This is a genomic window from Acinetobacter sp. YH16038, from assembly GCF_013417275.1.
Classification (GTDB): domain Bacteria; phylum Pseudomonadota; class Gammaproteobacteria; order Pseudomonadales; family Moraxellaceae; genus Acinetobacter.
Map to the genome: position 1 here is coordinate 1 of NZ_VPEG01000002.1, position 23,752 is coordinate 23,752.

The following is a 23,752-nucleotide window of genomic DNA, read 5'->3' on the forward strand; positions in this document are numbered from 1 at the left end:
TATACACAGCCATCGGGGACGTGGCGAAATTGGTAGACGCACTGGATTTAGGTTCCAGCGCCGCGAGGTGTGAGAGTTCGAGTCTCTCCGTCCCCACCAATTTACTCAAGAGATTGAGTAAAATGGCCGAGTAGAGGATTGGTGTAATGGTAGCATGACGGTCTCCAAAACCGTTCGTCAAGGTTCGAATCCTTGATCCTCTGCCAAAGTTTGAAAAAAAGTCCAACACTAAGTTGGTACCCTGATGGGGACGTGGCGAAATTGGTAGACGCACTGGATTTAGGTTCCAGCGCCGCGAGGTGTGAGAGTTCGAGTCTCTCCGTCCCCACCATCAAAAGAGACAAGGTTGATGCCTTGTTTTTTTTTGCCTGGAATTTAAGGCTGAGCCATCTTTTAATCTCATTTTCATTATTCGCTTACTTTCGATGAGTAGATTTTAAATACTCAAACTAAGTATCAGTGAAGGTGAGAAGAGGGAAGTCCTTTAAAATATCCAATCAATTGGCTGATCTAAACACTATTAAAATTAATATTCAGCACTCTTTCAAATAACTTGATTTTTTAAATTGGAGAAATGAAATTAAGCGGTTTTATTAAAAATAAGCCAGTATTTAATCATCAAAGAATTAACTGATTAATTTTTGATATAAAAACACCGAGTTGATCATAGAATCGCTTGTCAAGCAGATGCGATCGCTATAATATACACAGCCACGGGGATATGGCGGAATTGGTAGACGCACTGTGTTCAGGTCGCAGCGCCTTCTGGGCGTGAGAGTTCGAGTCTCTCTATCCCCACCACACATTATATAAAATCAATAACTTATACAGCTTTGGTGCAGATTTGGTGCAACCCTTACTTTTAAGAGTTGCTTCTCGGTCTTCCGGTTTTCTTAGATTTAGCCATTTTTTCAATATCTGATCGATTCCATCGAGAGCGCTGTCCATCCTTCGACACACGTTTTGGCATTTTACCATCACGATCAAGCTTTCTCACATATTCCGCTGAATATCCCAAAACTTTTGCTGCTTCAGCGGTATTTAGTGTTAAAGGTTTCTTGTCTACAATTTCTTCCAGGCGCTCGACTTTCTCAACCAGATATTGATTCTGAGATTTAAGCTCCTCAAACATTGCAAAAATCTCAGGCATCCATCGGCTTGAGCCAACTTCCATTAAGACACCTCCTACAAAACTACAAATTTGTGATGCTTTAAATTGATTGCTGTCATTTTTCTACAATGCTGGCAACGAGTGCGAGATCGAACTTTTAATTCCTCCTCATCCTCTTTCAACTTTTCCCTAGCTTCCTGAATCCGATTTTGCAATCGAGCAAAATATTCAATACTGTCCTTAATCCACAAAACTGGATTAACCTTGGCTTCGCATTGCTTGCAAACCAATTCCATTGCTTTGGAGTCAATAGCCACCTGTATGTGCTGACACTTTTGAAAGTCACGTCTTGGAAAATTAATCACATCGCTTTCAATATCAATTTCAAGATGCTCATGAGTGGGGTAGGTATAATTATTCACGACACTTCTCCCAAACTCTTCACCACACCACTCGGCAACCCAAACACATCTTTAAAAGCCTTATCAAATTCACCACTTTGGATGAACTGATCAATATTGTTTGCAGGTTGTTCATGCTTCGCGATATATGACGACAGCATGTGGTAATACAGGTCAGCATTGCTATTAATCTCAAGAATCACACCAGTACCATTGTTCACACGCTGTCTTAAAGTTGCTTCCAGCTTGCGAACAAAGTCACTGTGCAAGTGATGTGACTCACTCGCGATGCTGTATAAAGATCCGGTCTGACCTGCATCCAAAACCAAATTGAAAGGCTTCTCTTTATACAACTGATCAATGATGAAGTTGGCCACAGCAATGTTTGTTTGTTGAATTTCAGTCATTGGCTGGATCCTGCGCTTCATCAATCATGGCCTTGTAGATAAACTCATTGCGCTTGTTGTGACTCATGCCTTCGATATCTTCAAAGTAATCCCACGTTGAATCGATCATCTTTGGAGTAGGTTCTTTCGGTACTAAAACAAACCCTTCCGGCACCGCTTGGGCTTTGGCTTCCCATCCAGCGCGGAACGTATCCCAGTGCTCATTAAATTCATCAACCTGATTTGTCATTTCAAAATCAGTGGCAACATATTGCTGCAATTCTTCATCAAACTTAAAAGACCAATCTGGATTTACATTGTTTGATGACTCAAACGCTTTTCTTTGAATATCCATCACGCCACCTTCAATTTATGTGTTTTATCTTTAAGTTTTGCCATCAGGATGCACGTTTCATTTGTGTCTGGCGTGGCAAGCTTTGAAAAAGACTGATTCAATCGAGCAAGTTCAGCCCTGGTGATCAGCATCAGATTATCTAACCGACAGTCCTGCTTGTTCATGTTCTTAAAAACAAGGACATGGTTGTCAGGGACTGGTCCATGTTGTTGCTCCCAGATCCACCTGTGCTTCAACTCAAAAACATTCGGCTCAGCCGTTTTAATCTCAACATAACCATCAACAGTGATTCGCTCATAACCAACCGGCCTGTGGTTGAAAGGAGTATTGCCTTTCTTAAACGATGTTGAGTTGGCACTGGTAAGTCCTTTTACTCCAGCATTCCAAGTTTTATGACCAGGTGAAAAACAACCGCTTCGGCCAGTCTTTAACCCCATGCGTAAACACTTTGCTTTTATGCTGTCCACTGAAAGGCTGTAGCCAAATTTCTCATTAAATTTGCAAGTTAGCTCAGCACGTGGCGTTTCCTCATGCTGACGTAAAAACATCAGCATTTCTTCGGTGTATTTGATCGGTTTACCTTTCGACATATCACACCTCCAGATTCATATCACCAACTGCGATCTGTGGTGCTTCCTGATTCGAGTTAAGGCCTTTGTATTGAGCCACCAGTTTCACAGCTTCCAATTGAGTTTTGTGTGCATCCACAATCTGCTCACTCACTTGTGAAATGACTTGGGCGCGCTTAACTTCAGAATCCAGGCTATCCTTATCAGCCTTTGCCAAGCGATCCAGTTGATCAAACAGGTGTTTGTTCAAATCTTTTAATGTACTCATGCTGCATCTCCAAAAGGGTTATATTTCTTAAATTCTTCAAACAATTGAGTTGCTGGCTTATTCAATCGGCCAGTGCCTGCAATCACCACATCACGCGGAAAGTTCTTATTCACCACTTCACAAAAGAAGCGAACGCCATGCTGATTGACCGTTGCTCTGTAACCAATACTAAGCAGCCAGATAATGAATGCTTCAGTCATGAGCGGATGGACTAGAGTTGGTTTTTTCATGCTGCTTTCACTCCCTTGCTACGCTCAGCCATAAGCTTTGCGTAATACTCCTGACAGTGCGGAATCTTGTCTTTGATCTTCTGAATGATTGACTCATCACGTTCAATAACTACAGTGGTTAGTCGCTCACGAATATCAATAGCTTCAACCATATCGATCAATTGCTCTCGATCATCCCAATCCTTTGTAAGCTCAACAGGAGTAGGGAATAACCAGAAATCCACCTCGGCAACTTCGCATTCATACAGCCACATGTAGGCTTGCATCTGAACGTCATAGCCTGCTTTTTTAACCTTCTCCATGGCTTCATCAACAAAGAAAGGATGGGTGCCAATATCCCAGGTACATTTGGTGTCGATGATCAGCTTGCGTTCCGGATCCAGCACATCACACTCACCAGTGATTAGGTCATTGCTGACCCGACCGACATGCTTTGTAAGCTTACGAAAACGCATCTTTCCAGACATTTCGATTGCCACATCTTCAAGCAGATTGCCTTTGGCTGTGTACTGGTTGCCGGTGAATGAGCGAAAGCCGTAAAGATCTTCTTTAACCACATCACGAATGGCTGATTTTGCTGTATCGCTGATGACAGCCGCTTTAGAGCGACCATCACCAATTAGTTTATGCAGAGAGGAGCAGCGAAATAACTTCATGGCAACACCTCCACAGCTTGACGCTGTGCATCTGTCAGCGCGTATTCACTCAGCACATAGTCTTTCTCGAATGCGCCTGCTTTAACTTGCTCAAGTAGCACCGGAAACTCAGCATCTGGAACAGTCATTTTGGTTTCGATAGCACCAACACTCTCATCATGGTCAATATATTCAAAGCTATTGGTTTCCACATCACGAACAATCGCCTGATCCGCAAGTTGCGCTGTCTGCATCTCAATTGAAAGCGGTGCCTGTTTTGACAACAGCAGCTTGGTCACAGTCTTAAGAGCCATGGATTCAAAGTTGTCTTTCCAGACACCAGAACCATATTTGAATGACTGGCTGTATTTGCCTGCATGCTTTTTCACATCAGCAGTGCTCATGTAAAGCTCAGCAGTAAAGCCGTTCAGTAGCTTAAAGAAAGCCACATAGCCAATAGCTTCACCCTGATTTGGAACTGTCCAGTCGAACTCATAGCCAAGCAGGGGATTTGCTGAAATCAATTGACCTTCAAATACTGGTGTTGCTGCAATACGTGCAAACTGACCTGAACGCTGTGCCAACTGAATAAAGCCTTTGTATCCCATCTGGAATTGAGCTTCTAAAGACTCAGACCACTTGCCTTGAGCATCTTTGAACTTACGCTTGTATGGAACAATGTAAGCAAAGCCAAGATTGTTATTGATTGGTAGATCAAGCGTTGCTGCCATCATTGCCGCATTGATTACAGTTGCTGGTACTGCGCCTTTAAGTTGTGGTTGGTTCGCCACCTGCATAACTGACGCAAGGAAGCCTTGAGTTTTTTTGCCTAGCACTTCTTCAAATTTTTGGCGGATTTTTGCGTCTGATACATAAGCTTTGATCGACTTAGGATCATGCTCAGCAACCTGATTTTCTGTTTTTACTGGTGCATTCATCTCAAACCACCTCTTCAAATAGTTGTTCCGCGTACTCATTCACAAGACGCTGTAGCTCTTTAATCTGCTCATCCGTCAGCGCAAATGTCTGACCTTCCTCAGCTTCAAAATTCCAAACATCCAGCAAGGTCACAGGTGTATCTTTCACCACAAGCCAAGAATCAATACCCACCGGCTCGGCATATCGCATGTCACCATTCGAGCTACGCATTTGCGTCATCGTGTGAGGTAATACAGCCATTGAACAATCAGCCGTTGCCCACAGGTTTTCACCAATCTGGCGATACAAACCAAACGTCAGCACGTTATCTTCAATCGAAATATCCAGATCCACCTGAAAGCTTGGCAGGTCTGAAAAGTACAAATCACGGGTGAAATCTTCATTCACCTTGCAGTCAATTACCTTGGTGCTATGACCATCACGGCATAGGAATAAAGACTGGCTGCCGATGTGATGAATAGGTCGCATTGCCGCACCACATCCACAGAATTGAGCGTAAGTGTTCATGCTGGCACCTCATCAGCAGAGAAATCTGGCGACATTTCCATTCTTACTTTTGCTTTATAGAAAGGCTGCTTAGCTTCCATTGATTCAAATAAATGTATTTCCAAAGGCCAATTGGATTCCCATCCATCATGGTTATCCCAATAATCTTGAGCACAATCACCAGCAAAGCTATTTGCTAAATCGGATTCAAAAATTTCATCAGGTGTCCAAGAATGGTTGGTTTCCAAGTGATAGCGACTTTCTTCACAGTGTTCTGGAACAAAATAAAAAATACTCACTTCCCACCCCCAGCAATCGCAGCATTAATCTTTTTGATCTCATAAAGATCAATGTATGCATTAATGGTCTTGTCAAAATGGACTACGTTTAGAATGTCTAGGAATTCGACTGAGCCATCATCAAGCTGATAATCAACGTAGATGTCATATTCACCAGCTTTAACTTTTGCTGTGCAGTACTGGTGGCAGACTGCGTTTTCCACCTGGTACGATTGGGCAGCGATGTTGATTTGTGGCTGATCTTGTATAGATTCAGCTTGAAAGCTCACAGGCTTGCTTGAATCAAATGCCATAGCACCTAAAGAAAGAGTTCCCAAAATACCCAGGAACAAAGCCCCTGTAATGTTTGGGTTGAAGCGAATAGGTTTTTTATTCATAATAATTTCACTCACAGGTAGTATGTGGGTCATGCTCCAGGTTGTTACCGCAACGCTGGGGCTTTTTGTTGTCTGTGAATTAATAGTAAACATGACGTGTACCATCGTCAAGCAATTTTGTTAACTTTTTGTGGACTATTTTTGTTTACTACTTTTGTGAAGTTTTTTATAGGCGTAAAAAAACCGCCCGAAGGCGGCTTATTATTTTTTTAATTTTTATGGAAGGGGATTTTGCACATTGAATGCATAAGCCACTACACAGAATTCCTGCTCCATAATATCTTCAGCGGTCAATATCTCTTCTGGATACTCTTCAGTATTAGCACTAACAATTCGCACCCCACCTTTTGGCATGCGATATAAATATTTGAATTTGAATAGCCCACCATGATTTATGGCGTAAATTTTTCCATCAATGATTTGTGTTCTTCCAGTATCCACGTATACGGTTGCACCATTATTGATTACTGGGGCCATAGAGTTGCCAAATGCTGTTAGAGCATAAGCATTTCCTTCATATACACCGTATTTATTGAGTGTTGCTTTGCTTAAGCGCAACTTTCTTGTCGCTTCACCAATAATTTCCGCAGCTGTACCCGAACCACACGACACTAAAAATTCCTTATAAAACGGTATCTCAACCTCATCATCATCAAGTGGAGTCTGATGATCCCATCCTTGAACCTTGGTTACCTCAACATTTTGACCTTGCTCATCACCTTGCAAAATCCAGTTTACCGATACGCCAAATTCAGCAGATGCCTTGATCGCACCCGATTTAGACACACCGCGTCTTTTCCAGTTACTAACAGTCTGTGGAGATTCGTCGATCTTCTTAGCCAACTCTTCTTGATTTAAGCCACTGATTTTTAATAGTCGTTGTAATGATGGATGCATGTTCATGTTAACCCGGTGTGAAGAAGCCTTCTTATTATCCAAAAAAGTAAACATTTTGTGTTAAACAGAATAATTGACAATACTTAACGCTGTGTTTACCATATACTTAACGTGATGTTGAGAATTAAATTATGGCTATCTCAGTAAAGGCTGATAAAGAAACCATCGCGAATCTAGGCGGGCCTGCAAAGGTCGCTGATTCACTAGGTTACAGCATTCAGCGAGTTCAAAACTGGACGGTTCGTGGGATTCCAGCAAAGGTAAAACTTGAATTCCCTGAACTATTTTTAAAACCACAATCAACCACCCCAAACAACAATGCAGCTTAATCAACACTGCTTAAACCAATTATTAAGCAGATGTGTAAACAAAAATACGTTTTTAGGAAGACTAAATGAACATAACGGATGCAGCATACAGCACAGTGCATGACTACCCAGGTGGTGCAAATGCCTTAGCCCCAAGGATGGGCATTAAAAGTCCAGCTGTTCTAAACAGCAAAGTTAATCCAAATACCGACACTCACCACTTAACACTGTCAGAAGCATCAAAAATGATGGCTATGACTGGTGACTACCGCATCTTGCAAGCTTTAGCTGCTGAACATGAAAAAGTCGCAATTGATCTACCTGAAATTCCTGAATGCCGCGACATGTCACTGACTGACAAAGTGCTGTGCATTGGCATGAAGGGCGGTGATGTAATGAGCCTATTCCGCGAAATCATGGCGGATGGCCGTATCACGAAAGGTGAGGTGCAAGACATGTCAAGGGTGATTCACCAGATGCATGTTGCTTTGGCTGAGCTGGATAAACAAATCCAAGCTTGTATTGATAACCCAGAAACAGAAAAAGCCTGAGTTACGACCTCAGGCTTTTCCGGTTGTTCACTAACTGTCAAGGAAAGTAAACATGTCTAGTTTAACACGAAATTTCAGAGAAAGAATACTTGCTCAAAAAATACAGCTTTTAGAACAGGCCCTTAAAGCCAATCTTCAAAACCCAAGCCTCGATAACGCTTGCTTGGTAGCTAAAGCCCGCCATGAATTGTACGTATTCGTGCGAGGTGATGCATGAGCAAACTACTTCCAATGATCAGGTTAATTGAAGCTATGAATGATCAACCTATCGCATTTAATAAGCATTATGTTTTTTTGGGGTGTGGGGTAAATGGGGCTTTAATGTTGTCTCAATTGGTTTACTGGACCTCTCGCACAAAAGACACTGATGGATGGATCTATAAAGATCATCATGAATGGACCCTTGAAACTGGACTAACCAGAAAAGAACAGCACACCGCACGCAAGGCGCTTAAAGAACTGGGATTTATTTCTGAAAAGAAAAAAGGTGTGCCGCCGCGTGTTTATTTCCGAGTTGAACGTGAAAATCTTTATAAAGCACTGATTGAATACTCTGAAACCCTTACAGGTTCTAAATTGTGCCATTTGGAACAATTGAATGTGCCGAATGGAACAATTGAATGTGCCGTTGGGAACAATCAAATGTGCGCTACGGAACAATCAAATGTGCCAAAAGGAGCATCTAATTCAGAGAATACTACAGAGAATACTACAGATATTAATTTAGGCGCTGAAGCACCCAAAGCAGCAAAATTCTCAGCTAAAAAAGTTCTTATTGAAAATGGTGTATCTGAACAAACAGCTCAAGAATTCATTGATCTAAAAAACAAGAAACGCAAAACCATTACTGACCGGTCTTTGAAAATCATCTTCAACCAAGCGATTGAAGCCAAGCTTTCAAATGAGCGTGTATTCCAGATTATCGTTTTACGCGGATGGGAGTCGTTCAAAGCTACATGGAATTGGGCTGAGACGAATGCTGAGATTGAGCAGTTAGAAAATCCTCAAGCCACTCAACCTGAACAACAAGATCAACTAACACCAGTATTCAAAGGTGTGGCTAAGAAATTTAAGGGGATGAGCAATGACTGAGTTATTTTCTGCCCCGATTGAACAATCTTTACTGTCTGCATTCATGGACTTTGCCGAAGTCAGCGACTACATCGATCAGGTTCAAATTGAGGATTTCTATTTTGGTAAACACCAGATTGTTTTCCAGCACATTAAAGAGCAGCACACCAAAGGCGAGAGTCATGACAGTGTAATTATCTGGGAGCGTATCCGCGCCAATTCACTAGAAGCAACTCAGGTTGATGAATCTTACATGATGGAGCTGGCATCAAATATTGGTGTGCCTGGATTAATCCCAACGCACATCAAGCAGCTTAAGGATTTCTCTACTCGTAGAAAGATCCATGATCTAAGCAAGCACATTGGCACTATTGCGAACGATACGCTGAGCTACACAGGTGAATCGGCACTTGAGAAAGTTCAGTCCTTGGTATCTGGTCTGGATAACACATCAAACCAGCAAGCGACCTACAGTGTGAAATCAATTGCTGAAAGCGTGTTGGGCGACATCATTGACCGTCACCAGAAAATGCATGAAGGCATTGAAGTGAAAACCGGTGTGAAAACTGGGTTCACTGAGCTGGACAACAAGTTAGACCGTATTGACCGTACTGACCTTGTGATTATCGGTGCACGACCTTCAATGGGTAAAACCACATTTGCACAGAACATCATGCTGGATCTGGCAGTGAATCAAGGTGAAGTGGTGCTGTTTATGTCTGGCGAAATGTCAAAAGAGCAGATCATGGAACGAATGATTTCAGGTTTGGGTCAGATTCCGCTTAAGCAGGTGCGTTCGGCTCAGTTTGATTCTGAAGGTGCTGGATGTATTTACCGCGCTGTAGACACCTTAAAAAAATGTCCAATCTTCATTAACGACAAAGCTTCTCCAAGTTTGGCCGATATTCGCCGTGAAGCTCGTAAGGTTAAGCAGAAAACAGGCGGCAAGTTGAACGCCATTGTTGTTGATTACCTCCAGATCATGACACCACCAGACAAGACCGGAAACAAGGTGCAGGAGATTGGTGATATTTCATGGGGCTTAAAGAAGATTGCCAAAGATTTTGGTTGTCCAGTGATTGCGTTGTCACAGCTTAACCGTTCTCTGGAAACCAGACCTAACAAACGCCCTGTTATGTCAGATATTCGTGAGTCAGGTGCCATTGAGCAGGATGCAGACATCATCATGTTTATCTACCGAGATGAAGTTTACAACAAGGATTCAAAAGAAGCGGGCACAGCAGAGATTATCATTGGTAAGGCACGTAACGGATCAACCGGAACAGTTCGCCTGGCGACTGATTTAGGTCGAGCGACTTTCTGTGACTTGAGTCCAGAATATTACACGCAGTTGCAGGTTGTAGGGCAAAGCGCAGGGGGTGGGGTGTGAGTATTTATCAAAAACAAATCGAATCTGAAAAATTAAATAACGATGTTGAAGCTTGGCTGACTAAAAACCAAATCACTCAGTTGCCAATGGGTTTCACAAAGTTTCCTGATGGGAATATTCCAAAAGAACGTGCAAAGGTGGTAGCTCCTGAATCTGAACGTAATGCAAAAATTGAAGCTACTAACACAGAAGCTCGCCAGGCAAGAGAGGTTACAAAACGCCAGCAACGTGCTGAAGCTAAACAGCGCAAGCAAGAGGAACGAAAAAGACGTGAGCGCGAACTTGAGTTGGCTAAACAGCAACGTGCTTTAGAGCGTGAGAAAAAGGCCGAGCAAATCAAAAAAGAGCGTCAAAAAAGCGTAGCTCTTAAAAAAGCTGAAAAGGAGAGGGGAAAGCAGGATCGACAATTACGCCTACAGAAACAAAAAACACTGCTTGAAGGATTTAAAGCAAGAGCGCGTTTTGGTGACACAAACAAACTAGCAAAACAGTTTGGTGTGGTATGGAACCGAATCAATGATGCAATTATCGGTAGATATGCGCTGACATGGGAAAGGATCCATGAGCTAGAAGAAATTATTAAAAACTTCGAATACGCGGATGGGCCGGCGCTTATGGCAATGGATAAAAAATCATTTATCCGCATTCATAACATGGCTCGTAAAAAAGACGCTGTGCAACGAGGCGAAAGAACATTCCTGGCTTACTGCATCAAAGAGGAAAAAGAAACCTGTTTTGGAATCTACAACTCAGGAACGACTTATTGCATAAGTTGTAGAAGCACAAAGGTGAAGCAGTACAACAATCAAAAATTATCCAATAACCGAATGCTGGCAAATGACGCACGTATCCGTGGAGAGAAACGTTTTTATGGTGAATGCAAAAAGCATGGCCCGGTTGAGTACATAGTTCATGCAAAAGTGCATCGCTGCACCAAATGCGAGTCTGATAGAGCCAAGAAGTCATACGGACCAATCACGGAAAAATGGAAACGTATAAATCGCAACCTGGAAGCAATGAAACAAGCTATGAAAAGAGGTGAAACGCATTTTGAGGGCGAGTGCGAGAAGCATGGGATGGCACTTCATAAGCGAGTGATGTCACATGGAGCTTATGGAACTAAGTGCGTTCTTTGCAAGCGTGAAGCAAACCGGGCTTATCACAAACGCAAGCGTGAACAGGCTCAAAAGATTGGGGAGCAAGCAGCATGACAAGCAAATCATTAAAAGAACTCAACGACATCAGACTCAGCCATACAGCATCACCAGAAATTAAACAGGCTGCACAAGAAGAATGGGAAAAGCGACATCAGGCAATGGTTGAAAAGCAAGAAGCGGAAAAATTTGAAAACAGTTTTTGGAGTGGGGAATGATGAAAGCAAGTGATATTCAAGTGGGTGGAAGCCATTACAAGGATATGGTGATTCAGCCTTATCAGTTTGCCTTGGCTAATCAGCTCGACTACTGCCAAGCCAATGTAATCAAGTATGTGTGCCGACATGCAAGCAAGAATGGATTGCAGGATCTAGAGAAAGCGAAGCACTACATCGATTTAATGATTGAGCACTACTACCAGAACCAAAGCAGTGAGGTGCCTAAAGCGACTTTAGAGGCTGAGAAATATCAACCAAATTATGCAGGGCCTGTTCATGACTGATTTTAGCAAAGAAACTGTGCTTAAAACTGTGGCTGAATTATTTGACATGGTGAAGGCTAAAGAAGCCGCCATTCAAGAAATGGATGAAGTAATCAAGATGCAGGATGCTGACCTGCGGAAGTGTGAGAAGCAGATTGAGGGGCTGAAAGCCCAGCTCAACAACATGGAGACTTGTTATATCGAGAAGAAGAAGCAGGTTGAAGCTGTTTCACAAGTGCTTTGTGAGCTTAAGGAATCTCTAAGGGGTTTTCAGGAAATGGATTTATACGACAAGGGGCATCGAGTTACCACTGAATATGTAATTGCTGATTTAGAACAAGCTCTGCGAGGTGGTTATGAATAAGAACCCAGTAACGGAACAAGATATTCGTTTACCTCAATTCCGTGATGCAAAACTAGAAGATCTGGAATTTGATGCAAGTGGTGAAGTAGTTAGAAAAGATCGCTTCGAAACATCCATGCGGAAAATATCAAGCATGCTTCATGGTGTTAATGGTCTTTCTGCTCGTTGTAGTTGGACGTGTGAGCAAGTGGTGGATGCAGTTGATGAGGTTAAATCGAAGTTAGAGCACTTAAAAAGTTTAGTCCTAGCAATTGAATCGGTTCCTGAAGGTGCTGAGTTCTATCACATCGAGAACAGAGAATATGTCAAGAATATTGCTAAAGACGCTCTGGCAATAGCCGAGAATGAGCCAGAACTTTCCCATTTAATTGACTTTGATATCAGTAAGCATGGTGGTGAATGGGAAGAATCTAGTGCATGGCTGGAATATATCAAGGTGCTTGTGAAAGTCAGCGACCTTGAGGCTGAGATTGACAGTATTGTGCGAGGTGCCAATGACTGACCTGATTATTGGCATCGATCCAGACTTAGAAAAATCAGGAGTGGCTGTCTTAGGACGGTCACTGGAACTTAAAAATTTAACCTTTCCTGAAACTGTAGAGCTATTCCGCACTCATCAAGATGAAATCAAGAAAGTCGTCATTGAGGCAGGTTGGTTGAATAAAAAATCAAACTTCCGTTTTGGGCATTCTAAGACCGCAGGAGAGAAGATTGCCAAGAATGTAGGGGAGAACCACGCAACAGGCAAATTGCTCGCAGAGATGGCAAAAGAATGCGGTTTAGCGGTGGTATTGGTTAAGCCGACACGTACAAAGTTGAAGGCAGAGGATTTTAATCGAATTACAGGTTGGCAAGGCAGAACGAATCAGGAACAGCGGGATGCGGGAATGCTGATTTGGGGGATGAAGTGATGGATTTGAATTTAATTAAGGCCAATGCGCCAGCAGGAACAGAATTCTTTGCTCCAGCACCTGAATGGGTTGGTGGTGCCTTTTACTTCAAGCAGTACGCAGGAAAAATATTGATGATGGATATAGATCGAAAGTGGGTACATGCGTGTGACACGGTTGAAGATTTACTTTGTCGTGGTGGTTTGCCAATCACATATGAGCCTATCAATTGGGTTGAAAGATTAAATTAAGTTTAAGAGGGAATAGGGATGAATGCGATGGTGAAGGCGGAAGTGATGAATTGGGGTCGTTTTAGTATTGAAGATTGGCTTAAGCAGTATGGGGCATACATCCAGATTTCACGTATGAAGTCAGGACATGAGCCGGACTCACTTGGGGTAAATCAGATTTATTGGCTGATTCTTGAAAATAACAAAGGGGTGGCACCACGTAAGGATCAGGTTATTTGCCAGATTAATGATTTTGAGGCTGAGCAGGTGCGGAAGTTGATTGTAGATTTTAATAAGTCGAGTTTGGTTTGTGAGTCTGGTAAGCGTGCGGTTCAGTTATTCATTGAGAAGAATGTGAGAGGGATGTCATTAAGCCAGATGGAGAAAGAATTTACCCTATCAAGAAGCTCGATAAACAACATGGTATATGCAGGAAAATTCTATCTATCAGGACATGATAAAAGACTGAAAATTGAATAGAAATTAAGCATTTATGGTATAATAAACAAGCGAGCCGAAAGGGTACTGGAAATACCAATTCGGCTCTAATCACACTGTTAGGATGAGTAACAATATGACTGAGCGCAATAATACTTGCGTAGCTTCAGCTATGCAACGTCGTCACCAAAATTTTATGAAGCTTTTGGAATTAACCTATGAAGATTTTAATTATGATTTCTCGCAGGTTAGGTTCGACAAGGATGTTGATTCACTGGTAAGGGTTCGCTGCCCTAGGCATGGGTGGATAAATACAAAGGCTAAAAAACTATTAGCTGGTAGAGGTTGTGTATCTTGCAATACAGAAAGTCTAATGGATCAGGGCGCAATGATTTACATTATAAGATGCTTTGATAGTCAGGAAGAATTTTACAAAATTGGCATAACAACCAAATCTATAGAGCAGAGATTTATTTTCCCAGCTTTAATGCCTTATGAATACGAGGTGCTGAGCCTTCAAAGTAGGGATAGAAAGAAACTTTATAAGTTTGAAGCCCTGTTATTGAGGTTGTTAAAAAAAATACAAATACAAACCAAGGAAATCTTTTACAGGTCAAACCGAGTGTTTTAGCAATATTGAGCCCATACGGAAAAAATTTAATATATTTGATGTGTTTGGTATTGACTCGTTTAAACGCGCAGTATAGGATTTCTGATATAGTGCGCTTGAGTAGTCGGGTACACTAGCGATTAAAGCTCATCGAAAGGTGGGCTTTTTTGTTGTCCATAAAAAGACAATTACCCTGCTGGAGTGCTGACCAGTGGAACATGCCTTTGAGTAAACTTCCTTCGGGAATCTAGACTAGGGAGTAGCGTCCCGACCTAAAGAGGATTGAAAGCAAGTAAAGCAGACCGTGCATGTTAGGTGTGTGTGATTGTGAGTAGCGGTAGATCAGTTGCCGAGCTGGTCAATATCGTAATCTAAGGCAAGGGTGTGGCAGATCGCCACATCCTTTTTAATGCCCTGAAAAATGTTGGTGTAAGCAAGATCAGGGCATCAGATTCTAAAAATAACCGAGCCAATCATGAAAACAATCAAATACCAAAACAATGAATTCCAGTTTAATGATGTGCATATTGCTAGAGCAGGTGATAAGGCATGGGATTACGCTTGGGGTATTGCTGACGAGTTTGGTTACTTGGCACCATGTGTTATTGAATCACTACCAGACGAAGATAATAACGAGCAGATTCTTGCTGTAGATCGTGAAGACAAGTGCAGGGCTGAGTGTGTCGCCATCATTTGCTCAAAAGAGAAATCACCAATGTTCCCGTCATTAACTGAAGATGAACGCTGTTTAGGTTTTCAGTTTGTGTATGAGGGAGATCAATTCGAGGTGTTGTGATGCTCCAATTCCTAAAACGCCTATTCTGCTTTCACCACTACGATTACGAGTCTGATATTTTTGTTCAGGTTGAATGCCGTAAGTGTGGCAAATGGCTGGATGAATAAACCCTTGTCACTTCGGTGACTCTAGCCGGACGTATTACGGCAAACAAAACCCCTCGCATTCTAGATGTTGAGGGGTTTTTTCTTTTCTTATCGGTGGTGGATATGGACACAGTAGAAGCAAAACGGAATTTAGAAGTACTTGAAAAGAACCGCAGCCGATTGATGAATTACAACCATCTGTATTCAAGCTATGCATTTAAAGAAATGTGCGGTGCCGAACTTCGCAAAGTAAATAAACAGATCCACGGCATAGAAGAACAATTAAATGCGGAATCAAAAAAGACTCGCTGCAATCAGAAAGCTGCCATGCATCCGGTGCGGTAATCCACATAGTCAGGCTGCTCATTCAAATTCAGCAAAGCATGGTAAGGGTAGATCGATTAAGGCTTCTGACCAGTTCACCGTTCCGCTATGCCATTCCTGTCATTTTAAGTTCGATACCTTTCAATTGGGTAATCGGGTCGAGAGCGAAGCAATGTTTGATCAGTGGTTGGTGAGAGTGGATCGGATGTTGAATCAAACAGACAAAGAGATTTTTTAACTGAGCCGTGTTGCTCTTTTTTTGCGAGAAGAAAATGTCAAACGAAAAACAGATTGAACAAGAAATTCAAGACAAGGGCTTAAATGCACCACGCTTAACACCAGATCATATTGATTCAAAAATTAAGGCTATTCGTTACATTACAGGTGATAAGTTTGACCTTGCATACTGTGCAGATGATTATAAAACTTGTGGCTCACCACAATTAACGATCTGCATTTTGTCGCTTGAAAACGGCTTCACTGTTACTGGTGAATCAGCATGTGCAAGTCCTGAAAATTTTGATCGAATCATTGGTCAGAAAATCGCGTATGAAAATGCTCGAGATAAAATCTGGATGCTAGAAGGTTATTTACTGAAAGAAAAATTACATCAAGCGCAATAATTGAAGAGGGATAGGAAATGCAAAAAGCCGTGTTTCCTATTCAAAGTCATGCAGACATCACTAAAGCCATTAACTACATGCATACCCATTACACTCAGGCGATTAATGAGGGTAAGCCGTTGGTGGTGAGGATCAATCAAACACCAGATGAACGGTCAGCAGCACAGAACAGACTTTACTGGAAATGGATCGGTGAGATTAGAAGAAAGACTGGTCAGGATGAAGACTCACTCCATTACGAGTTCAAGAAGAAATTCCTGACTTATATCTACCGTCGAGATGACCAGCAGTTTGCTGAAATGTGTCATGCCATTGCTAAGGTAAAGCAAACCGAACCAGATGAGTATAAGGCTATCGGTGAACAGGTCATCAGGCTTTGCAGTACAACCAAGGCGACAGTGAAACAGATGACCGAGTATTTGGGTTATGTGCATGACTTTGCTGTGACTCAGTTGCATGTGCATTTGACTGTGCCGGATGATTTGAAGTGGTGTTATGAGGGCTAAATATGTTTAAGAAGCGCGACGTAACTGCTGAAGCATGGAAGTGGAAGCGCAGACCAAAGTTCTGCACACATCAACTCATTAAGAATGGTGAATATTTTCGCATCGGCAGCAATGGGTCGGCAGATGTTTTCTGTTATGACTTTTATGCAGACAAATGGTACTGGGTGTATTCAATTCACAGCAATGATGACCTGAGCAATCCTGAGATGTTTATCAAGCTTCGTGAGAGTACGTGGTTGGATACTTTAGTAAGGTGGTTTACATGACATGCCAAGGCTGTGAAGCACGACGTAAATGGATGAAAAAACAATATGAGCGATCAAAAGAACGAATGCGGTTGTGCATCGAACGACTTACTTCTAAAGCTAATAGAACAGAACAACCAGTTGATTCAGCAAAACAACCAACTCATTCAGATCAACAATGAACAGAACGCTCAGATCAATGAGCTGCTGATTCAGTTGGAAGGTGGTGATCAAGATGAGAAGCCTAAGTCACAGTATTTGGATGGGTAAGGTATGAGTGGTTCACCATCATGGCGCAGCGATAAGCGAACATCAAGCGAACGTGGATACAACTCAAGATGGCGCAAGGCCAGAGAGTCTTATCTTAGGTCACATCCTTTGTGTGTCATGTGTGAAGAACAAAATAAGATTGTGGCTGCAACCGTAGTCAATCACATCATTCCACATAAGGGTGATCAGTCTTTGTTTTGGGATAAGAGTAATTGGCAAGCGGTGTGTAAGTTACATCATGACTCAACTATTCAGAGACAGGAAAAGCAAAATATTGTTGTTGGTTGTGATGAGTCTGGCTTTCCACTCAATCCCAATCATCATTGGAATAAATAGAATAGAATCAAAGACATGGGGCGGGTATCTGCTTGAAAAATATCGTTTCAGTTAAAGACCGCCCCTGTACCATCTTTTTAATTCTATTGGGATTTTAAGGGCTAGAACACATGGCAGGAAGAAAGCGGTCAGACAGCACACATGTCAAAACGCAATTGGTGGATGATCAGGATATTGCGCCACCAGAACACGTTCAACTTCGAGATATTGACATGCCGTTTTGGTATGCTCTCGTGCGCGCGCGCGTAAAGGAAAGTTGGAACACGGTAGACCTGCAACATGCAGCAAACCTAGCTCGTTGTCAGGCAGACATTGAGCGCATTCAGCAGGAGATTCTTGAGGAAGGTGACACGCTAACCAATGATCGCGGGACGGTTGTCCTAAACCCCAAGCATTCATTACTGGAAACACTTAGCCGCAGATCAATCGCACTGTCAAAACATATCCAAGTTCATGCAGTAGCAACGGTTGGAGAGTCGGACAAGCAGCGCGGTAAAAACTCGGCAGCAGCGAAAGGTAGAGAGACCGCTGATAAAACTAAAGAAGCTGATGATTTACTGGCTCGACCAAGCTGAAACACAACTAATCGCATAAATCAGACCGTCATTAAGGCGGTTTTTTAATGCCTATCGTCTTATAGGTGAGATATGACACGCGGTGAGCGGGTAATTGCTTTTATCGAGAGATATTGCAAAGCACCAGAGGGTGCACACGTTGGACAGCCAATTGTCCTTGAGGATTTTCAGAAGAAATTCATCCTAGATGTTTATGACAATCCGCATGGAACACATACGGCAATATTAAGTATTGCACGTAAGAATGGGAAAACTGCATTAATTGCAGGAATATTATTGGCCCATCTGATAGGGCCAGAGGCAAAGCAAAACAGTCAGATTGTAAGTGGTGCACTCTCCAGAGATCAGGCGGCGATTGTTTTTAAGTTAGCCGTGAAGATGATTAACTTGAATGAAGCATTGCAAGATCTGGTACATATCATCCCATCAACAAAAACATTAGTTGGCTTGGCAAAAAACGTAGAGTTTAGGGCGTTATCTGCTGAAGGTAAAACAACACACGGCCTATCACCTATTCTGGCAATTCTTGATGAGACGGGACAGGTAAAAGGACCGCAAGACGAATTTGTTGATGCTGTGGTGACAGCACAGGGTGCACATGAAGCACCGCTACTGATGGTGATTAGTACACAAGCTGCCACCGATGCAGACCTGCTGAGTATCTGGATTGATGACGCGCTAAAAGGTGAAGATCCAAAGACAGTATGCCACCTTTACACCACCCCAATGGAAATGGATATTCTGGACAAGAAATCTTGGAAGCTATCCAATCCAGCGCTAGGTAAGTTTAGATCGGAACCTGATATGCAAAAATTAGCAGAAAAGGCTAGTCGAATGCCAAGTGCTGAAAACACTTTCAGGAACCTAAATTTGAATCAGCGTGTTTCTACTGTGTCACCGTTCATTGCTAAACAGACATGGGATACATGCCTTGGTGAATTGCCGCCAATTTATGAGTGCGATGAAGTGTGGGCAGGACTGGATTTGTCAGCTCGTACCGACTTAACCGCTTGTGTTTTTTTAGGTAGAAAGGGTGGGAAATACTACACATATCCTACCGTATGGACACCAGAGGTAGGTTTGGTTGATCGGGCTAAGCGCGACCGGGTTCCTTATGATTTATGGGTGAAACAAGGGTATTTATTTACAACTCCTGGCGCTACTGTGGATTACGAATATGTAGCAAAGCACATTGGTGAAATTGCATCAGATGTAAAAATCCTGCATGCAATCGCGTTTGACCGATGGCGGATAGATGTATTTAAAAAAGAATGTGACAAGCTAGGGCTGGAATTGCCGCTTGTGGCATTTGGTCAAGGATTTAAAGATATGTCCCCCGCTTTGGATACATTGGAGGCGCAACTCTTAAACGCTCGAATCGTTCACAATAACAACCCTGCGCTAAACATGGCAGCCGCGAATGCTGTGGTGGTCAAAGACCCGGCTGGTGGTCGCAAGTTGGATAAATCCAAAGCCACAAATAGGATTGACCCCATGGTTGCCCTAGCGATGGCGTGTGGTGTTTCTAATTTTGAAGAAACAAAACAAGCAACATACAACATCTACTTTGTTTAATTTATTCATTTTCCAAAGCTCGCATTACGCGGGCTTTTTTATTGGGAGAGCCTTATGTCTGCTCTACATAAAACCTTTGGCTCTGTCGAAATTAAGAGCCTTGATGAGCAAAAGCGAACCTTCAAAGGAATCGCAAGCACACCAAATCAAGATCGCGCCAAGGATGTGATGGTGCCAAAAGGCGCAGAGTTTAATCTGCCTATGCCTTTGCTTTTCCATCATGACCCAACAAAAGCAATCGGGCAGGTGACAAGCGCAAAAGTCACCGCAAATGGCATTGAAGTCGAAATCCACATCCCTGAAATTGAAGAACCGGGTGTCTTAAAGGATCGGGTAGATGAGGCGTATCAGTCGCTGAAATACGACTTGGTTAAAGGCTTATCAGTCGGCTTTATCCCGAATTGGGATGAGGCGGAAATGATCAAGGGTGGTGGCATTCAGTTCAACTCATGGGAATGGTATGAGCTTTCATTGGTGACTATCCCTTGTAACCGTGAATCAGAAACAGAATTTTCAAAAGCATTTGAGGAACACAAAGCCGCGTTGGGCAAAAAACCTCAAGACGTTCCAGGTGGCGCTTCACCTGAACAAAAACACGTTGTCGTAAAACTTAATAGCCCAACAAAGGGTGGAGTGAAATTATGAAAGAGTATTTAGCAAAACTGCTTAAAGCATTGGCTGAAAAAAACCAAGCAATGCAAACAGCATTATCAAAATCAGCAGAAGCGGGCAGCACTCCCGATGAAGCGACTGAAGCAGAAATTCAGGCGATTGAAAAAGATATCGCAGCGATTGAAGTGAATATTGAACGCACTAAAAAGCAAATTGCTGCCACTGAAGCTGCTGCAAAAACCGCAACTCCTGTTGCTGGTCAAACTGCTGAAGAAGCTACAAAGTCAGCAAAAGGCGATCCAGATCCTGAAGGCAAAAAGCCAAAAATTGAAATTGTGCCACTCGCTAAAGGTGTTGGTTTTGCTCAATATGCTCGTGCAAAAATCCTGTCACAGTTAGCAGCAAAAGAAGGTAACTATAAGTCTGCACTTGATATTGCGAAAGAGCGTGGCTTCGGCGATGAAGTTCAGGATCTGGTAACAAAAGCCACATTAGGCACCACTACTGATGCGGGCTTTGCAGCATCACTAGTTACCGAAAACCGCCTTGTTGGTGAATTTGTTGACATGCTTCGCGCTGCAACTGTATTTGATCAACTTACAGGTTTCCGTAATGTGCCGTTCAACTCGAAAATCCCAAGCCAGTTAACCGGCGGTACCGCTTCATGGGTGGGTGAAGGTGCTCCAAAACCATTAACAAACCCAACCTATGGTGAAGTGGAAATCAAAGAGCACAAGCTTGCTGCGATTACTGTCTACACGCAGGAATTAATGCGCCGCTCTGATCCAGCCGTAGATGTCTTGGTTCGTGATGACTTAATTGAAGCATCAAAAACCTTAATTGATAACACCTTCCTTGATGCGGGTGCTGCCACAGCGGTTCGTCCTGCGGGTGTTTTAAATGGGGTGACAGCAACAGCAAATACTGGGACCACTGCGGCAGCATATGAGGCTGACCTATTGGCTCTGATTAATAGCTTTGTGGCAGCCAACCTTTCATTGGATGGCTCATACTTCATCATGTCGGAAACACGCGCGGCTCAAATCAGCTTGCTTCGTGATGCGCTAGGAAATACCTACTTCCAAGGCATGGCACTTCGCGGTACTCGTACATTGATGGGTATCCCTGTAATCACATCACAAACAGTCGGCGACAAAATCATTCTTGTGAAAACTTCTGAAATCCTGCTTGCTCAGGATGGTGGTGTGGATGTGTCTTACTCTGATCAAGCAACTCTGGTTGATGGTGGTACGACTCATCACTTATGGCAAGAAAACAAATTTGCGGTACGTGTTGAGAAGTTCATCACCTGGGCGAAACGTCGTCCGATTGCTGCAGCATTCCTGGACTACACACCAACTGGTGGCTAATCCAAGTTGCCAAAAACAGCTCCTTAATCGGGGCTGTTTTTATATCTAAGCATCACAATTGTTTAGCTATAGGAACAGTCTATGAAGATTAAATATTTAAAGATGACCCACGATTCCAATGTCGGGGATATTAAAGAGATTCCTGATTTTCAGGCAAATGTATTGCTCAAAATTGGTGTAGCAGAGGCCTATGTTGAGCCTAAAAAGGCATCACCAAGAGCAAAAAAAGAAGATAAAACCAAAGAATAGGATGTAAAGAATGGGCTTTTTCGGAAATTTATTTGGTAAAAAGAAATCCCTCCAAGGAGTCCATTCAAACCAAGGGTGGACTTCTTTTTTTGTGCAGGAGCCTTATTCTGGCGCTTGGCAAAAGAATGATGAACTGACTCGGGAAGATCTTGCAGCACATCATGCAGTATTTAGTTGTGTGTCTTTAATTTCTCAAGATATTGGCAAGATGCCGATTCTGCTAAAAAAGAAGCAGCAGGGTGTCTGGATTGATCAAGATATTCCAGAGCGTTTTAGCGTCCTAAATAAGCCAAATCACTACCAGACATGGCAGCAATTTAGCGAACAATGGACCACATCATTACTGCTTCGCGGTAATACCTATGTGATGAAGGTTCGGGATATCTTCTCAGGCAAGGTTGTCGGCTTGAAAGTGTTAAACCCCGACCTGACAAAACCACTGATTAGTGATGCCGGTGATGTTTTTTATCAGCTCAATGATGATCGGCTTAATCAGACTTCGCATGAAGTCGTGCCAGCATCTGAAATCATTCATGACCGCATTAACTGTTTTTACCATCCACTTGTGGGCTTGTCGCCGATTACAGCGTGTGCGGTAGCAGCAGGGCATGGCTTGGAAATCCAGAAAAGCCAGCGCACCCATTTCAGAAATAACAGTCGACCAGGTGGAATATTGACAGCACCCGGGCCAATCTCTGAGGAAAAAGCAAAGTTTGTTAAACAGCAGTGGAATGAAAACTATGGTGGTGCCAATGCAGGCTGCACTGCGGTGGTTGGTGATGGTCTGAAATTCGAAGCAATCACAGTTTCAGCTGCTGATTCTCAATTGATTGAGCAGATGCGAATGAGCAACGAAGTCATTTGTGCTGTTTTCCATGTGCCGCAATTCAAGTTGGGTATTGGCACCATTCCAGCCGGTCAAAAAGTTTCCGATCTGAATGAAATTTACTATTCAGACTGTTTACAGAGTTTGATTGAAGCTCGGGAAAACTTGCTTGATGAAAGCCTTGGCTTGAAAGACTCCAATCTGGAAGCCTTTCTTGATCTGGATACATTGATTCGCATGGATTCGGTGTCTCAGATGCAGCGACTTAAAGAAGGTGTGGGCGCGGCAATCATGACACCGAATGAGGCGCGTCAAAAGCTTGGTTTAAGCCCATTGGAAGGCGGTGACACGGTTTACATGCAGCAGCAGAACTATTCGCTTGAAGCATTGTCTAAGCGTGACCAGATGGATGATCCTTTTGGTAAATCTGCACCAAATACGCCTCAAAATACCGAAAATTCAGACCAAAAAGGCCAATATCAAGGCATTTTTAAGGCTGAAAATCAGTATAAATCTGGCCAGTTTGTGACGCATAAAGGCTCATTATGGCACTGTGAAAAGGATCATTCAGGCGAATTTAGCCATGAAAACTTCAAATTGGCGCAAAAGAAATGGGGTGAAGAATGAGTATTGTGAGTCTTGAGACCCTAAAAGAGCATTTGCGCTATGACGATGATTCAAATGACTTGATGCTTCAGGGATATTTAGATGCAGCAGATTCAGTGGTGTTGAATTACATCACTGATGAGTTTGAATCTGATTATCCTAAAGCAATTCATCAGGCAATTTTATTGTTGTGTGGATATTGGGATCAGTACCGCAATGCTGAGCAGGAAATGCCGGTAAATGGCAACTTTCTGCCGATGCCGGTTCAAAGCCTACTTTATCCATATCGTAAGCCTACAGCGATTTGAGGTGA

Annotated in this window: 41 protein-coding genes and 4 tRNA genes; 32 read left to right on the forward strand and 13 right to left on the reverse strand. The window is 42.8% G+C overall.

Going from position 1 to position 23,752, the window contains the following annotated elements:
• Positions 1–14 precede the first annotated feature (14 nt).
• The 4 genes from FTV34_RS00040 (at position 15) to FTV34_RS00055 (ending at position 801) form a co-directional block, all read left to right on the forward strand.
• Positions 15–99, forward strand: a tRNA-Leu gene (locus FTV34_RS00040).
• A 33-nt stretch (positions 100–132) separates the two neighbouring features.
• Positions 133–206, forward strand: a tRNA-Trp gene (locus tag FTV34_RS00045).
• A 40-nt stretch (positions 207–246) separates the two neighbouring features.
• Positions 247–331: transfer RNA gene (locus FTV34_RS00050), tRNA-Leu, on the forward strand.
• Between the two features lie 384 nt (positions 332–715).
• Positions 716–801: transfer RNA gene (locus FTV34_RS00055), tRNA-Leu, on the forward strand.
• A gap of 61 nt (positions 802–862) precedes the next feature.
• Here the strand turns inward: FTV34_RS00055 and FTV34_RS00060 are convergent.
• From FTV34_RS00060 to FTV34_RS00120, 13 genes are all read right to left on the reverse strand, one after another.
• Positions 863–1,174, reverse strand: coding sequence for an AlpA family transcriptional regulator (locus tag FTV34_RS00060; protein ID WP_004782416.1), 312 nt, complete (start codon positions 1,172–1,174; stop codon positions 863–865).
• Between the two features lie 11 nt (positions 1,175–1,185).
• Positions 1,186–1,533 carry a hypothetical protein gene (locus tag FTV34_RS00065; protein WP_180068263.1) on the reverse strand — a complete coding sequence of 116 codons (348 nt, stop codon included), beginning with the start codon at positions 1,531–1,533 and terminating at the stop codon, positions 1,186–1,188.
• Positions 1,530–1,919 carry a hypothetical protein gene (locus FTV34_RS00070; RefSeq protein WP_180068265.1) on the reverse strand — a complete coding sequence of 130 codons (390 nt, stop codon included), beginning with the start codon at positions 1,917–1,919 and terminating at the stop codon, positions 1,530–1,532. Before FTV34_RS00070 ends, FTV34_RS00065 begins: the two co-directional genes overlap by 4 nt.
• On the reverse strand, positions 1,912–2,253 hold the full coding sequence (locus tag FTV34_RS00075) for a hypothetical protein (protein ID WP_180068266.1): 342 nt from the start codon (positions 2,251–2,253) through the stop codon (positions 1,912–1,914). The genes FTV34_RS00070 and FTV34_RS00075 overlap by 8 nt, the downstream gene beginning before the upstream one ends.
• Entirely contained in the window at positions 2,253–2,843 is a 591-nt protein-coding gene (locus FTV34_RS00080; protein WP_180068268.1) for an HNH endonuclease signature motif containing protein, read from the reverse strand. The genes FTV34_RS00075 and FTV34_RS00080 overlap by 1 nt, the downstream gene beginning before the upstream one ends.
• Position 2,844: 1 nt before the next feature.
• Positions 2,845–3,090, reverse strand: coding sequence for a hypothetical protein (locus FTV34_RS00085; RefSeq protein ID WP_131214555.1), 246 nt, complete (start codon positions 3,088–3,090; stop codon positions 2,845–2,847).
• Positions 3,087–3,320: a hypothetical protein gene (locus tag FTV34_RS00090; protein ID WP_180068270.1), complete on the reverse strand. Its 234-nt coding sequence runs from the start codon at positions 3,318–3,320 to the stop codon at positions 3,087–3,089. The genes FTV34_RS00085 and FTV34_RS00090 overlap by 4 nt, the downstream gene beginning before the upstream one ends.
• Positions 3,317–3,976 carry a PD-(D/E)XK nuclease-like domain-containing protein gene (locus FTV34_RS00095; protein WP_180068272.1) on the reverse strand — a complete coding sequence of 220 codons (660 nt, stop codon included), beginning with the start codon at positions 3,974–3,976 and terminating at the stop codon, positions 3,317–3,319. Before FTV34_RS00095 ends, FTV34_RS00090 begins: the two co-directional genes overlap by 4 nt.
• Complete coding sequence (locus tag FTV34_RS00100; RefSeq protein ID WP_180068274.1) at positions 3,973–4,893, reverse strand: recombinase RecT; 921 nt, start codon at positions 4,891–4,893, stop codon at positions 3,973–3,975. The genes FTV34_RS00095 and FTV34_RS00100 overlap by 4 nt, the downstream gene beginning before the upstream one ends.
• A gap of 1 nt (position 4,894) precedes the next feature.
• Positions 4,895–5,401, reverse strand: coding sequence for a hypothetical protein (locus FTV34_RS00105; RefSeq protein ID WP_180068276.1), 507 nt, complete (start codon positions 5,399–5,401; stop codon positions 4,895–4,897).
• The gene (locus FTV34_RS00110; RefSeq protein WP_180068278.1) at positions 5,398–5,679 is read right to left on the reverse strand and encodes a hypothetical protein; all 282 of its coding nucleotides are present in this window, start codon (positions 5,677–5,679) and stop codon (positions 5,398–5,400) included. Before FTV34_RS00110 ends, FTV34_RS00105 begins: the two co-directional genes overlap by 4 nt.
• A complete protein-coding gene (locus FTV34_RS00115) occupies positions 5,676–6,149 on the reverse strand; it encodes a hypothetical protein (RefSeq protein ID WP_257226057.1) in 474 nt (157 codons plus the stop codon). Before FTV34_RS00115 ends, FTV34_RS00110 begins: the two co-directional genes overlap by 4 nt.
• A 123-nt stretch (positions 6,150–6,272) precedes the next feature.
• Positions 6,273–6,953 (reverse strand): S24 family peptidase, encoded by a 681-nt coding sequence (locus tag FTV34_RS00120; protein ID WP_180068280.1) that lies wholly within the window; start codon positions 6,951–6,953, stop codon positions 6,273–6,275.
• A gap of 131 nt (positions 6,954–7,084) precedes the next feature.
• Between FTV34_RS00120 and FTV34_RS00125 the strand changes: the two genes are divergently transcribed.
• The 28 genes from FTV34_RS00125 (at position 7,085) to FTV34_RS00255 (ending at position 23,747) form a co-directional block, all read left to right on the forward strand.
• A complete protein-coding gene (locus tag FTV34_RS00125; RefSeq protein ID WP_180068283.1) occupies positions 7,085–7,282 on the forward strand; it encodes a hypothetical protein in 198 nt (65 codons plus the stop codon).
• Positions 7,283–7,347: 65 nt separating this feature from the next.
• Entirely contained in the window at positions 7,348–7,812 is a 465-nt protein-coding gene (locus FTV34_RS00130) for a phage regulatory CII family protein (RefSeq protein WP_180068285.1), read from the forward strand.
• A gap of 52 nt (positions 7,813–7,864) precedes the next feature.
• Positions 7,865–8,029, forward strand: coding sequence for a hypothetical protein (locus FTV34_RS00135; RefSeq protein WP_180068287.1), 165 nt, complete (start codon positions 7,865–7,867; stop codon positions 8,027–8,029).
• Entirely contained in the window at positions 8,026–8,904 is an 879-nt protein-coding gene (locus tag FTV34_RS00140; protein ID WP_180068289.1) for a DNA-binding protein, read from the forward strand. The genes FTV34_RS00135 and FTV34_RS00140 overlap by 4 nt, the downstream gene beginning before the upstream one ends.
• Positions 8,897–10,273 (forward strand): replicative DNA helicase, encoded by a 1,377-nt coding sequence (dnaB, locus tag FTV34_RS00145; RefSeq protein ID WP_180068291.1) that lies wholly within the window; start codon positions 8,897–8,899, stop codon positions 10,271–10,273. The genes FTV34_RS00140 and dnaB overlap by 8 nt, the downstream gene beginning before the upstream one ends.
• Positions 10,270–11,484 (forward strand): hypothetical protein, encoded by a 1,215-nt coding sequence (locus tag FTV34_RS00150; RefSeq protein WP_180068293.1) that lies wholly within the window; start codon positions 10,270–10,272, stop codon positions 11,482–11,484. Before dnaB ends, FTV34_RS00150 begins: the two co-directional genes overlap by 4 nt.
• On the forward strand, positions 11,481–11,645 hold the full coding sequence (locus tag FTV34_RS00155) for a hypothetical protein (protein WP_180068295.1): 165 nt from the start codon (positions 11,481–11,483) through the stop codon (positions 11,643–11,645). The genes FTV34_RS00150 and FTV34_RS00155 overlap by 4 nt, the downstream gene beginning before the upstream one ends.
• The gene (locus tag FTV34_RS00160) at positions 11,642–11,929 is read left to right on the forward strand and encodes a DUF3310 domain-containing protein (RefSeq protein WP_180068297.1); all 288 of its coding nucleotides are present in this window, start codon (positions 11,642–11,644) and stop codon (positions 11,927–11,929) included. The genes FTV34_RS00155 and FTV34_RS00160 overlap by 4 nt, the downstream gene beginning before the upstream one ends.
• Positions 11,922–12,272: a hypothetical protein gene (locus tag FTV34_RS17855; protein ID WP_257226061.1), complete on the forward strand. Its 351-nt coding sequence runs from the start codon at positions 11,922–11,924 to the stop codon at positions 12,270–12,272. Before FTV34_RS00160 ends, FTV34_RS17855 begins: the two co-directional genes overlap by 8 nt.
• Entirely contained in the window at positions 12,265–12,774 is a 510-nt protein-coding gene (locus tag FTV34_RS00170; RefSeq protein ID WP_180068299.1) for a hypothetical protein, read from the forward strand. Before FTV34_RS17855 ends, FTV34_RS00170 begins: the two co-directional genes overlap by 8 nt.
• Positions 12,767–13,183, forward strand: coding sequence for a hypothetical protein (locus FTV34_RS00175; RefSeq protein WP_180068301.1), 417 nt, complete (start codon positions 12,767–12,769; stop codon positions 13,181–13,183). Before FTV34_RS00170 ends, FTV34_RS00175 begins: the two co-directional genes overlap by 8 nt.
• A complete protein-coding gene (locus FTV34_RS00180; RefSeq protein WP_180068303.1) occupies positions 13,183–13,413 on the forward strand; it encodes a hypothetical protein in 231 nt (76 codons plus the stop codon). Before FTV34_RS00175 ends, FTV34_RS00180 begins: the two co-directional genes overlap by 1 nt.
• 18 nt (positions 13,414–13,431) lie before the next feature.
• On the forward strand, positions 13,432–13,872 hold the full coding sequence (locus FTV34_RS00185) for a hypothetical protein (RefSeq protein WP_180068305.1): 441 nt from the start codon (positions 13,432–13,434) through the stop codon (positions 13,870–13,872).
• A 94-nt stretch (positions 13,873–13,966) separates the two neighbouring features.
• Positions 13,967–14,461, forward strand: coding sequence for a hypothetical protein (locus tag FTV34_RS00190; RefSeq protein WP_257226065.1), 495 nt, complete (start codon positions 13,967–13,969; stop codon positions 14,459–14,461).
• Positions 14,462–14,915: 454 nt separating this feature from the next.
• Positions 14,916–15,236 (forward strand): hypothetical protein, encoded by a 321-nt coding sequence (locus tag FTV34_RS00195; RefSeq protein ID WP_180068308.1) that lies wholly within the window; start codon positions 14,916–14,918, stop codon positions 15,234–15,236.
• A 209-nt stretch (positions 15,237–15,445) separates the two neighbouring features.
• Positions 15,446–15,667 (forward strand): hypothetical protein, encoded by a 222-nt coding sequence (locus FTV34_RS00200; RefSeq protein WP_180068310.1) that lies wholly within the window; start codon positions 15,446–15,448, stop codon positions 15,665–15,667.
• Positions 15,609–15,884 (forward strand): hypothetical protein, encoded by a 276-nt coding sequence (locus FTV34_RS17860; RefSeq protein ID WP_257226066.1) that lies wholly within the window; start codon positions 15,609–15,611, stop codon positions 15,882–15,884. Before FTV34_RS00200 ends, FTV34_RS17860 begins: the two co-directional genes overlap by 59 nt.
• Positions 15,885–15,918: 34 nt before the next feature.
• Positions 15,919–16,269 (forward strand): Gp49 family protein, encoded by a 351-nt coding sequence (locus FTV34_RS00205; RefSeq protein WP_180068312.1) that lies wholly within the window; start codon positions 15,919–15,921, stop codon positions 16,267–16,269.
• A 17-nt stretch (positions 16,270–16,286) separates the two neighbouring features.
• Positions 16,287–16,775, forward strand: coding sequence for a recombination protein NinB (locus FTV34_RS00210; protein WP_180068314.1), 489 nt, complete (start codon positions 16,287–16,289; stop codon positions 16,773–16,775).
• 311 nt (positions 16,776–17,086) lie between these two features.
• Positions 17,087–17,290 (forward strand): hypothetical protein, encoded by a 204-nt coding sequence (locus FTV34_RS00215; RefSeq protein ID WP_180068316.1) that lies wholly within the window; start codon positions 17,087–17,089, stop codon positions 17,288–17,290.
• A gap of 3 nt (positions 17,291–17,293) precedes the next feature.
• Positions 17,294–17,626: an HNH endonuclease gene (locus FTV34_RS00220; protein ID WP_180068318.1), complete on the forward strand. Its 333-nt coding sequence runs from the start codon at positions 17,294–17,296 to the stop codon at positions 17,624–17,626.
• A gap of 233 nt (positions 17,627–17,859) precedes the next feature.
• On the forward strand, positions 17,860–18,201 hold the full coding sequence (locus tag FTV34_RS00225; protein WP_257226068.1) for a TerS protein: 342 nt from the start codon (positions 17,860–17,862) through the stop codon (positions 18,199–18,201).
• A gap of 72 nt (positions 18,202–18,273) precedes the next feature.
• Positions 18,274–19,776 (forward strand): terminase large subunit, encoded by a 1,503-nt coding sequence (locus tag FTV34_RS00230; RefSeq protein ID WP_180068321.1) that lies wholly within the window; start codon positions 18,274–18,276, stop codon positions 19,774–19,776.
• Positions 19,777–19,830: 54 nt separating this feature from the next.
• Positions 19,831–20,421: an HK97 family phage prohead protease gene (locus tag FTV34_RS00235; RefSeq protein ID WP_180068323.1), complete on the forward strand. Its 591-nt coding sequence runs from the start codon at positions 19,831–19,833 to the stop codon at positions 20,419–20,421.
• A complete protein-coding gene (locus FTV34_RS00240; protein WP_180068325.1) occupies positions 20,418–21,758 on the forward strand; it encodes a phage major capsid protein in 1,341 nt (446 codons plus the stop codon). The genes FTV34_RS00235 and FTV34_RS00240 overlap by 4 nt, the downstream gene beginning before the upstream one ends.
• Positions 21,759–21,839: 81 nt before the next feature.
• Entirely contained in the window at positions 21,840–22,007 is a 168-nt protein-coding gene (locus FTV34_RS00245) for a hypothetical protein (protein WP_180068329.1), read from the forward strand.
• A 10-nt stretch (positions 22,008–22,017) separates the two neighbouring features.
• Positions 22,018–23,460 (forward strand): phage portal protein, encoded by a 1,443-nt coding sequence (locus tag FTV34_RS00250; RefSeq protein ID WP_180068331.1) that lies wholly within the window; start codon positions 22,018–22,020, stop codon positions 23,458–23,460.
• Positions 23,457–23,747: a head-tail connector protein gene (locus FTV34_RS00255; protein WP_179992022.1), complete on the forward strand. Its 291-nt coding sequence runs from the start codon at positions 23,457–23,459 to the stop codon at positions 23,745–23,747. Before FTV34_RS00250 ends, FTV34_RS00255 begins: the two co-directional genes overlap by 4 nt.
• Positions 23,748–23,752 lie beyond the last annotated feature (5 nt).

Excerpts from the sequence above, each read along its gene's own strand:
- FTV34_RS00175 (WP_180068301.1), top strand. The coding sequence starts at position 12,767 with ATGACTGACCTGATTATTGGCATCGATCCAGACTTAGAAAAATCAGGA.
- FTV34_RS00190 (WP_257226065.1), top strand. The coding sequence starts at position 13,967 with ATGACTGAGCGCAATAATACTTGCGTAGCTTCAGCTATGCAACGTCGT.
- FTV34_RS00205 (WP_180068312.1), top strand. The coding sequence starts at position 15,919 with ATGTCAAACGAAAAACAGATTGAACAAGAAATTCAAGACAAGGGCTTA.
- FTV34_RS00255 (WP_179992022.1), top strand. The coding sequence starts at position 23,457 with ATGAGTATTGTGAGTCTTGAGACCCTAAAAGAGCATTTGCGCTATGAC.
- FTV34_RS00215 (WP_180068316.1), top strand. The coding sequence starts at position 17,087 with ATGAGCGATCAAAAGAACGAATGCGGTTGTGCATCGAACGACTTACTT.
- FTV34_RS00130 (WP_180068285.1), top strand. The coding sequence starts at position 7,348 with ATGAACATAACGGATGCAGCATACAGCACAGTGCATGACTACCCAGGT.
- FTV34_RS17860 (WP_257226066.1), top strand. The coding sequence starts at position 15,609 with ATGCGGAATCAAAAAAGACTCGCTGCAATCAGAAAGCTGCCATGCATC.
- FTV34_RS00170 (WP_180068299.1), top strand. The coding sequence starts at position 12,265 with ATGAATAAGAACCCAGTAACGGAACAAGATATTCGTTTACCTCAATTC.
- FTV34_RS00240 (WP_180068325.1), top strand. The coding sequence starts at position 20,418 with ATGAAAGAGTATTTAGCAAAACTGCTTAAAGCATTGGCTGAAAAAAAC.
- FTV34_RS00115 (WP_257226057.1), bottom strand. The coding sequence starts at position 6,149 with ATGTTTACTATTAATTCACAGACAACAAAAAGCCCCAGCGTTGCGGTA.
- FTV34_RS00185 (WP_180068305.1), top strand. The coding sequence starts at position 13,432 with ATGAATGCGATGGTGAAGGCGGAAGTGATGAATTGGGGTCGTTTTAGT.
- FTV34_RS00220 (WP_180068318.1), top strand. The coding sequence starts at position 17,294 with ATGAGTGGTTCACCATCATGGCGCAGCGATAAGCGAACATCAAGCGAA.
- FTV34_RS00125 (WP_180068283.1), top strand. The coding sequence starts at position 7,085 with ATGGCTATCTCAGTAAAGGCTGATAAAGAAACCATCGCGAATCTAGGC.
- FTV34_RS00105 (WP_180068276.1), bottom strand. The coding sequence starts at position 5,401 with ATGAACACTTACGCTCAATTCTGTGGATGTGGTGCGGCAATGCGACCT.
- FTV34_RS00200 (WP_180068310.1), top strand. The coding sequence starts at position 15,446 with ATGGACACAGTAGAAGCAAAACGGAATTTAGAAGTACTTGAAAAGAAC.
- FTV34_RS00085 (WP_131214555.1), bottom strand. The coding sequence starts at position 3,090 with ATGAGTACATTAAAAGATTTGAACAAACACCTGTTTGATCAACTGGAT.
- dnaB (WP_180068291.1), top strand. The coding sequence starts at position 8,897 with ATGACTGAGTTATTTTCTGCCCCGATTGAACAATCTTTACTGTCTGCA.
- FTV34_RS00210 (WP_180068314.1), top strand. The coding sequence starts at position 16,287 with ATGCAAAAAGCCGTGTTTCCTATTCAAAGTCATGCAGACATCACTAAA.
- FTV34_RS00235 (WP_180068323.1), top strand. The coding sequence starts at position 19,831 with ATGTCTGCTCTACATAAAACCTTTGGCTCTGTCGAAATTAAGAGCCTT.
- FTV34_RS00140 (WP_180068289.1), top strand. The coding sequence starts at position 8,026 with ATGAGCAAACTACTTCCAATGATCAGGTTAATTGAAGCTATGAATGAT.
- FTV34_RS00060 (WP_004782416.1), bottom strand. The coding sequence starts at position 1,174 with ATGGAAGTTGGCTCAAGCCGATGGATGCCTGAGATTTTTGCAATGTTT.
- FTV34_RS00090 (WP_180068270.1), bottom strand. The coding sequence starts at position 3,320 with ATGAAAAAACCAACTCTAGTCCATCCGCTCATGACTGAAGCATTCATT.
- FTV34_RS00070 (WP_180068265.1), bottom strand. The coding sequence starts at position 1,919 with ATGACTGAAATTCAACAAACAAACATTGCTGTGGCCAACTTCATCATT.
- FTV34_RS00155 (WP_180068295.1), top strand. The coding sequence starts at position 11,481 with ATGACAAGCAAATCATTAAAAGAACTCAACGACATCAGACTCAGCCAT.
- FTV34_RS00250 (WP_180068331.1), top strand. The coding sequence starts at position 22,018 with ATGGGCTTTTTCGGAAATTTATTTGGTAAAAAGAAATCCCTCCAAGGA.
- FTV34_RS00080 (WP_180068268.1), bottom strand. The coding sequence starts at position 2,843 with ATGTCGAAAGGTAAACCGATCAAATACACCGAAGAAATGCTGATGTTT.
- FTV34_RS00245 (WP_180068329.1), top strand. The coding sequence starts at position 21,840 with ATGAAGATTAAATATTTAAAGATGACCCACGATTCCAATGTCGGGGAT.
- FTV34_RS00100 (WP_180068274.1), bottom strand. The coding sequence starts at position 4,893 with ATGAATGCACCAGTAAAAACAGAAAATCAGGTTGCTGAGCATGATCCT.
- FTV34_RS00195 (WP_180068308.1), top strand. The coding sequence starts at position 14,916 with ATGAAAACAATCAAATACCAAAACAATGAATTCCAGTTTAATGATGTG.
- FTV34_RS17855 (WP_257226061.1), top strand. The coding sequence starts at position 11,922 with ATGACTGATTTTAGCAAAGAAACTGTGCTTAAAACTGTGGCTGAATTA.
- FTV34_RS00230 (WP_180068321.1), top strand. The coding sequence starts at position 18,274 with ATGACACGCGGTGAGCGGGTAATTGCTTTTATCGAGAGATATTGCAAA.
- FTV34_RS00180 (WP_180068303.1), top strand. The coding sequence starts at position 13,183 with ATGGATTTGAATTTAATTAAGGCCAATGCGCCAGCAGGAACAGAATTC.
- FTV34_RS00120 (WP_180068280.1), bottom strand. The coding sequence starts at position 6,953 with ATGCATCCATCATTACAACGACTATTAAAAATCAGTGGCTTAAATCAA.
- FTV34_RS00160 (WP_180068297.1), top strand. The coding sequence starts at position 11,642 with ATGATGAAAGCAAGTGATATTCAAGTGGGTGGAAGCCATTACAAGGAT.
- FTV34_RS00075 (WP_180068266.1), bottom strand. The coding sequence starts at position 2,253 with ATGGATATTCAAAGAAAAGCGTTTGAGTCATCAAACAATGTAAATCCA.
- FTV34_RS00135 (WP_180068287.1), top strand. The coding sequence starts at position 7,865 with ATGTCTAGTTTAACACGAAATTTCAGAGAAAGAATACTTGCTCAAAAA.
- FTV34_RS00095 (WP_180068272.1), bottom strand. The coding sequence starts at position 3,976 with ATGAAGTTATTTCGCTGCTCCTCTCTGCATAAACTAATTGGTGATGGT.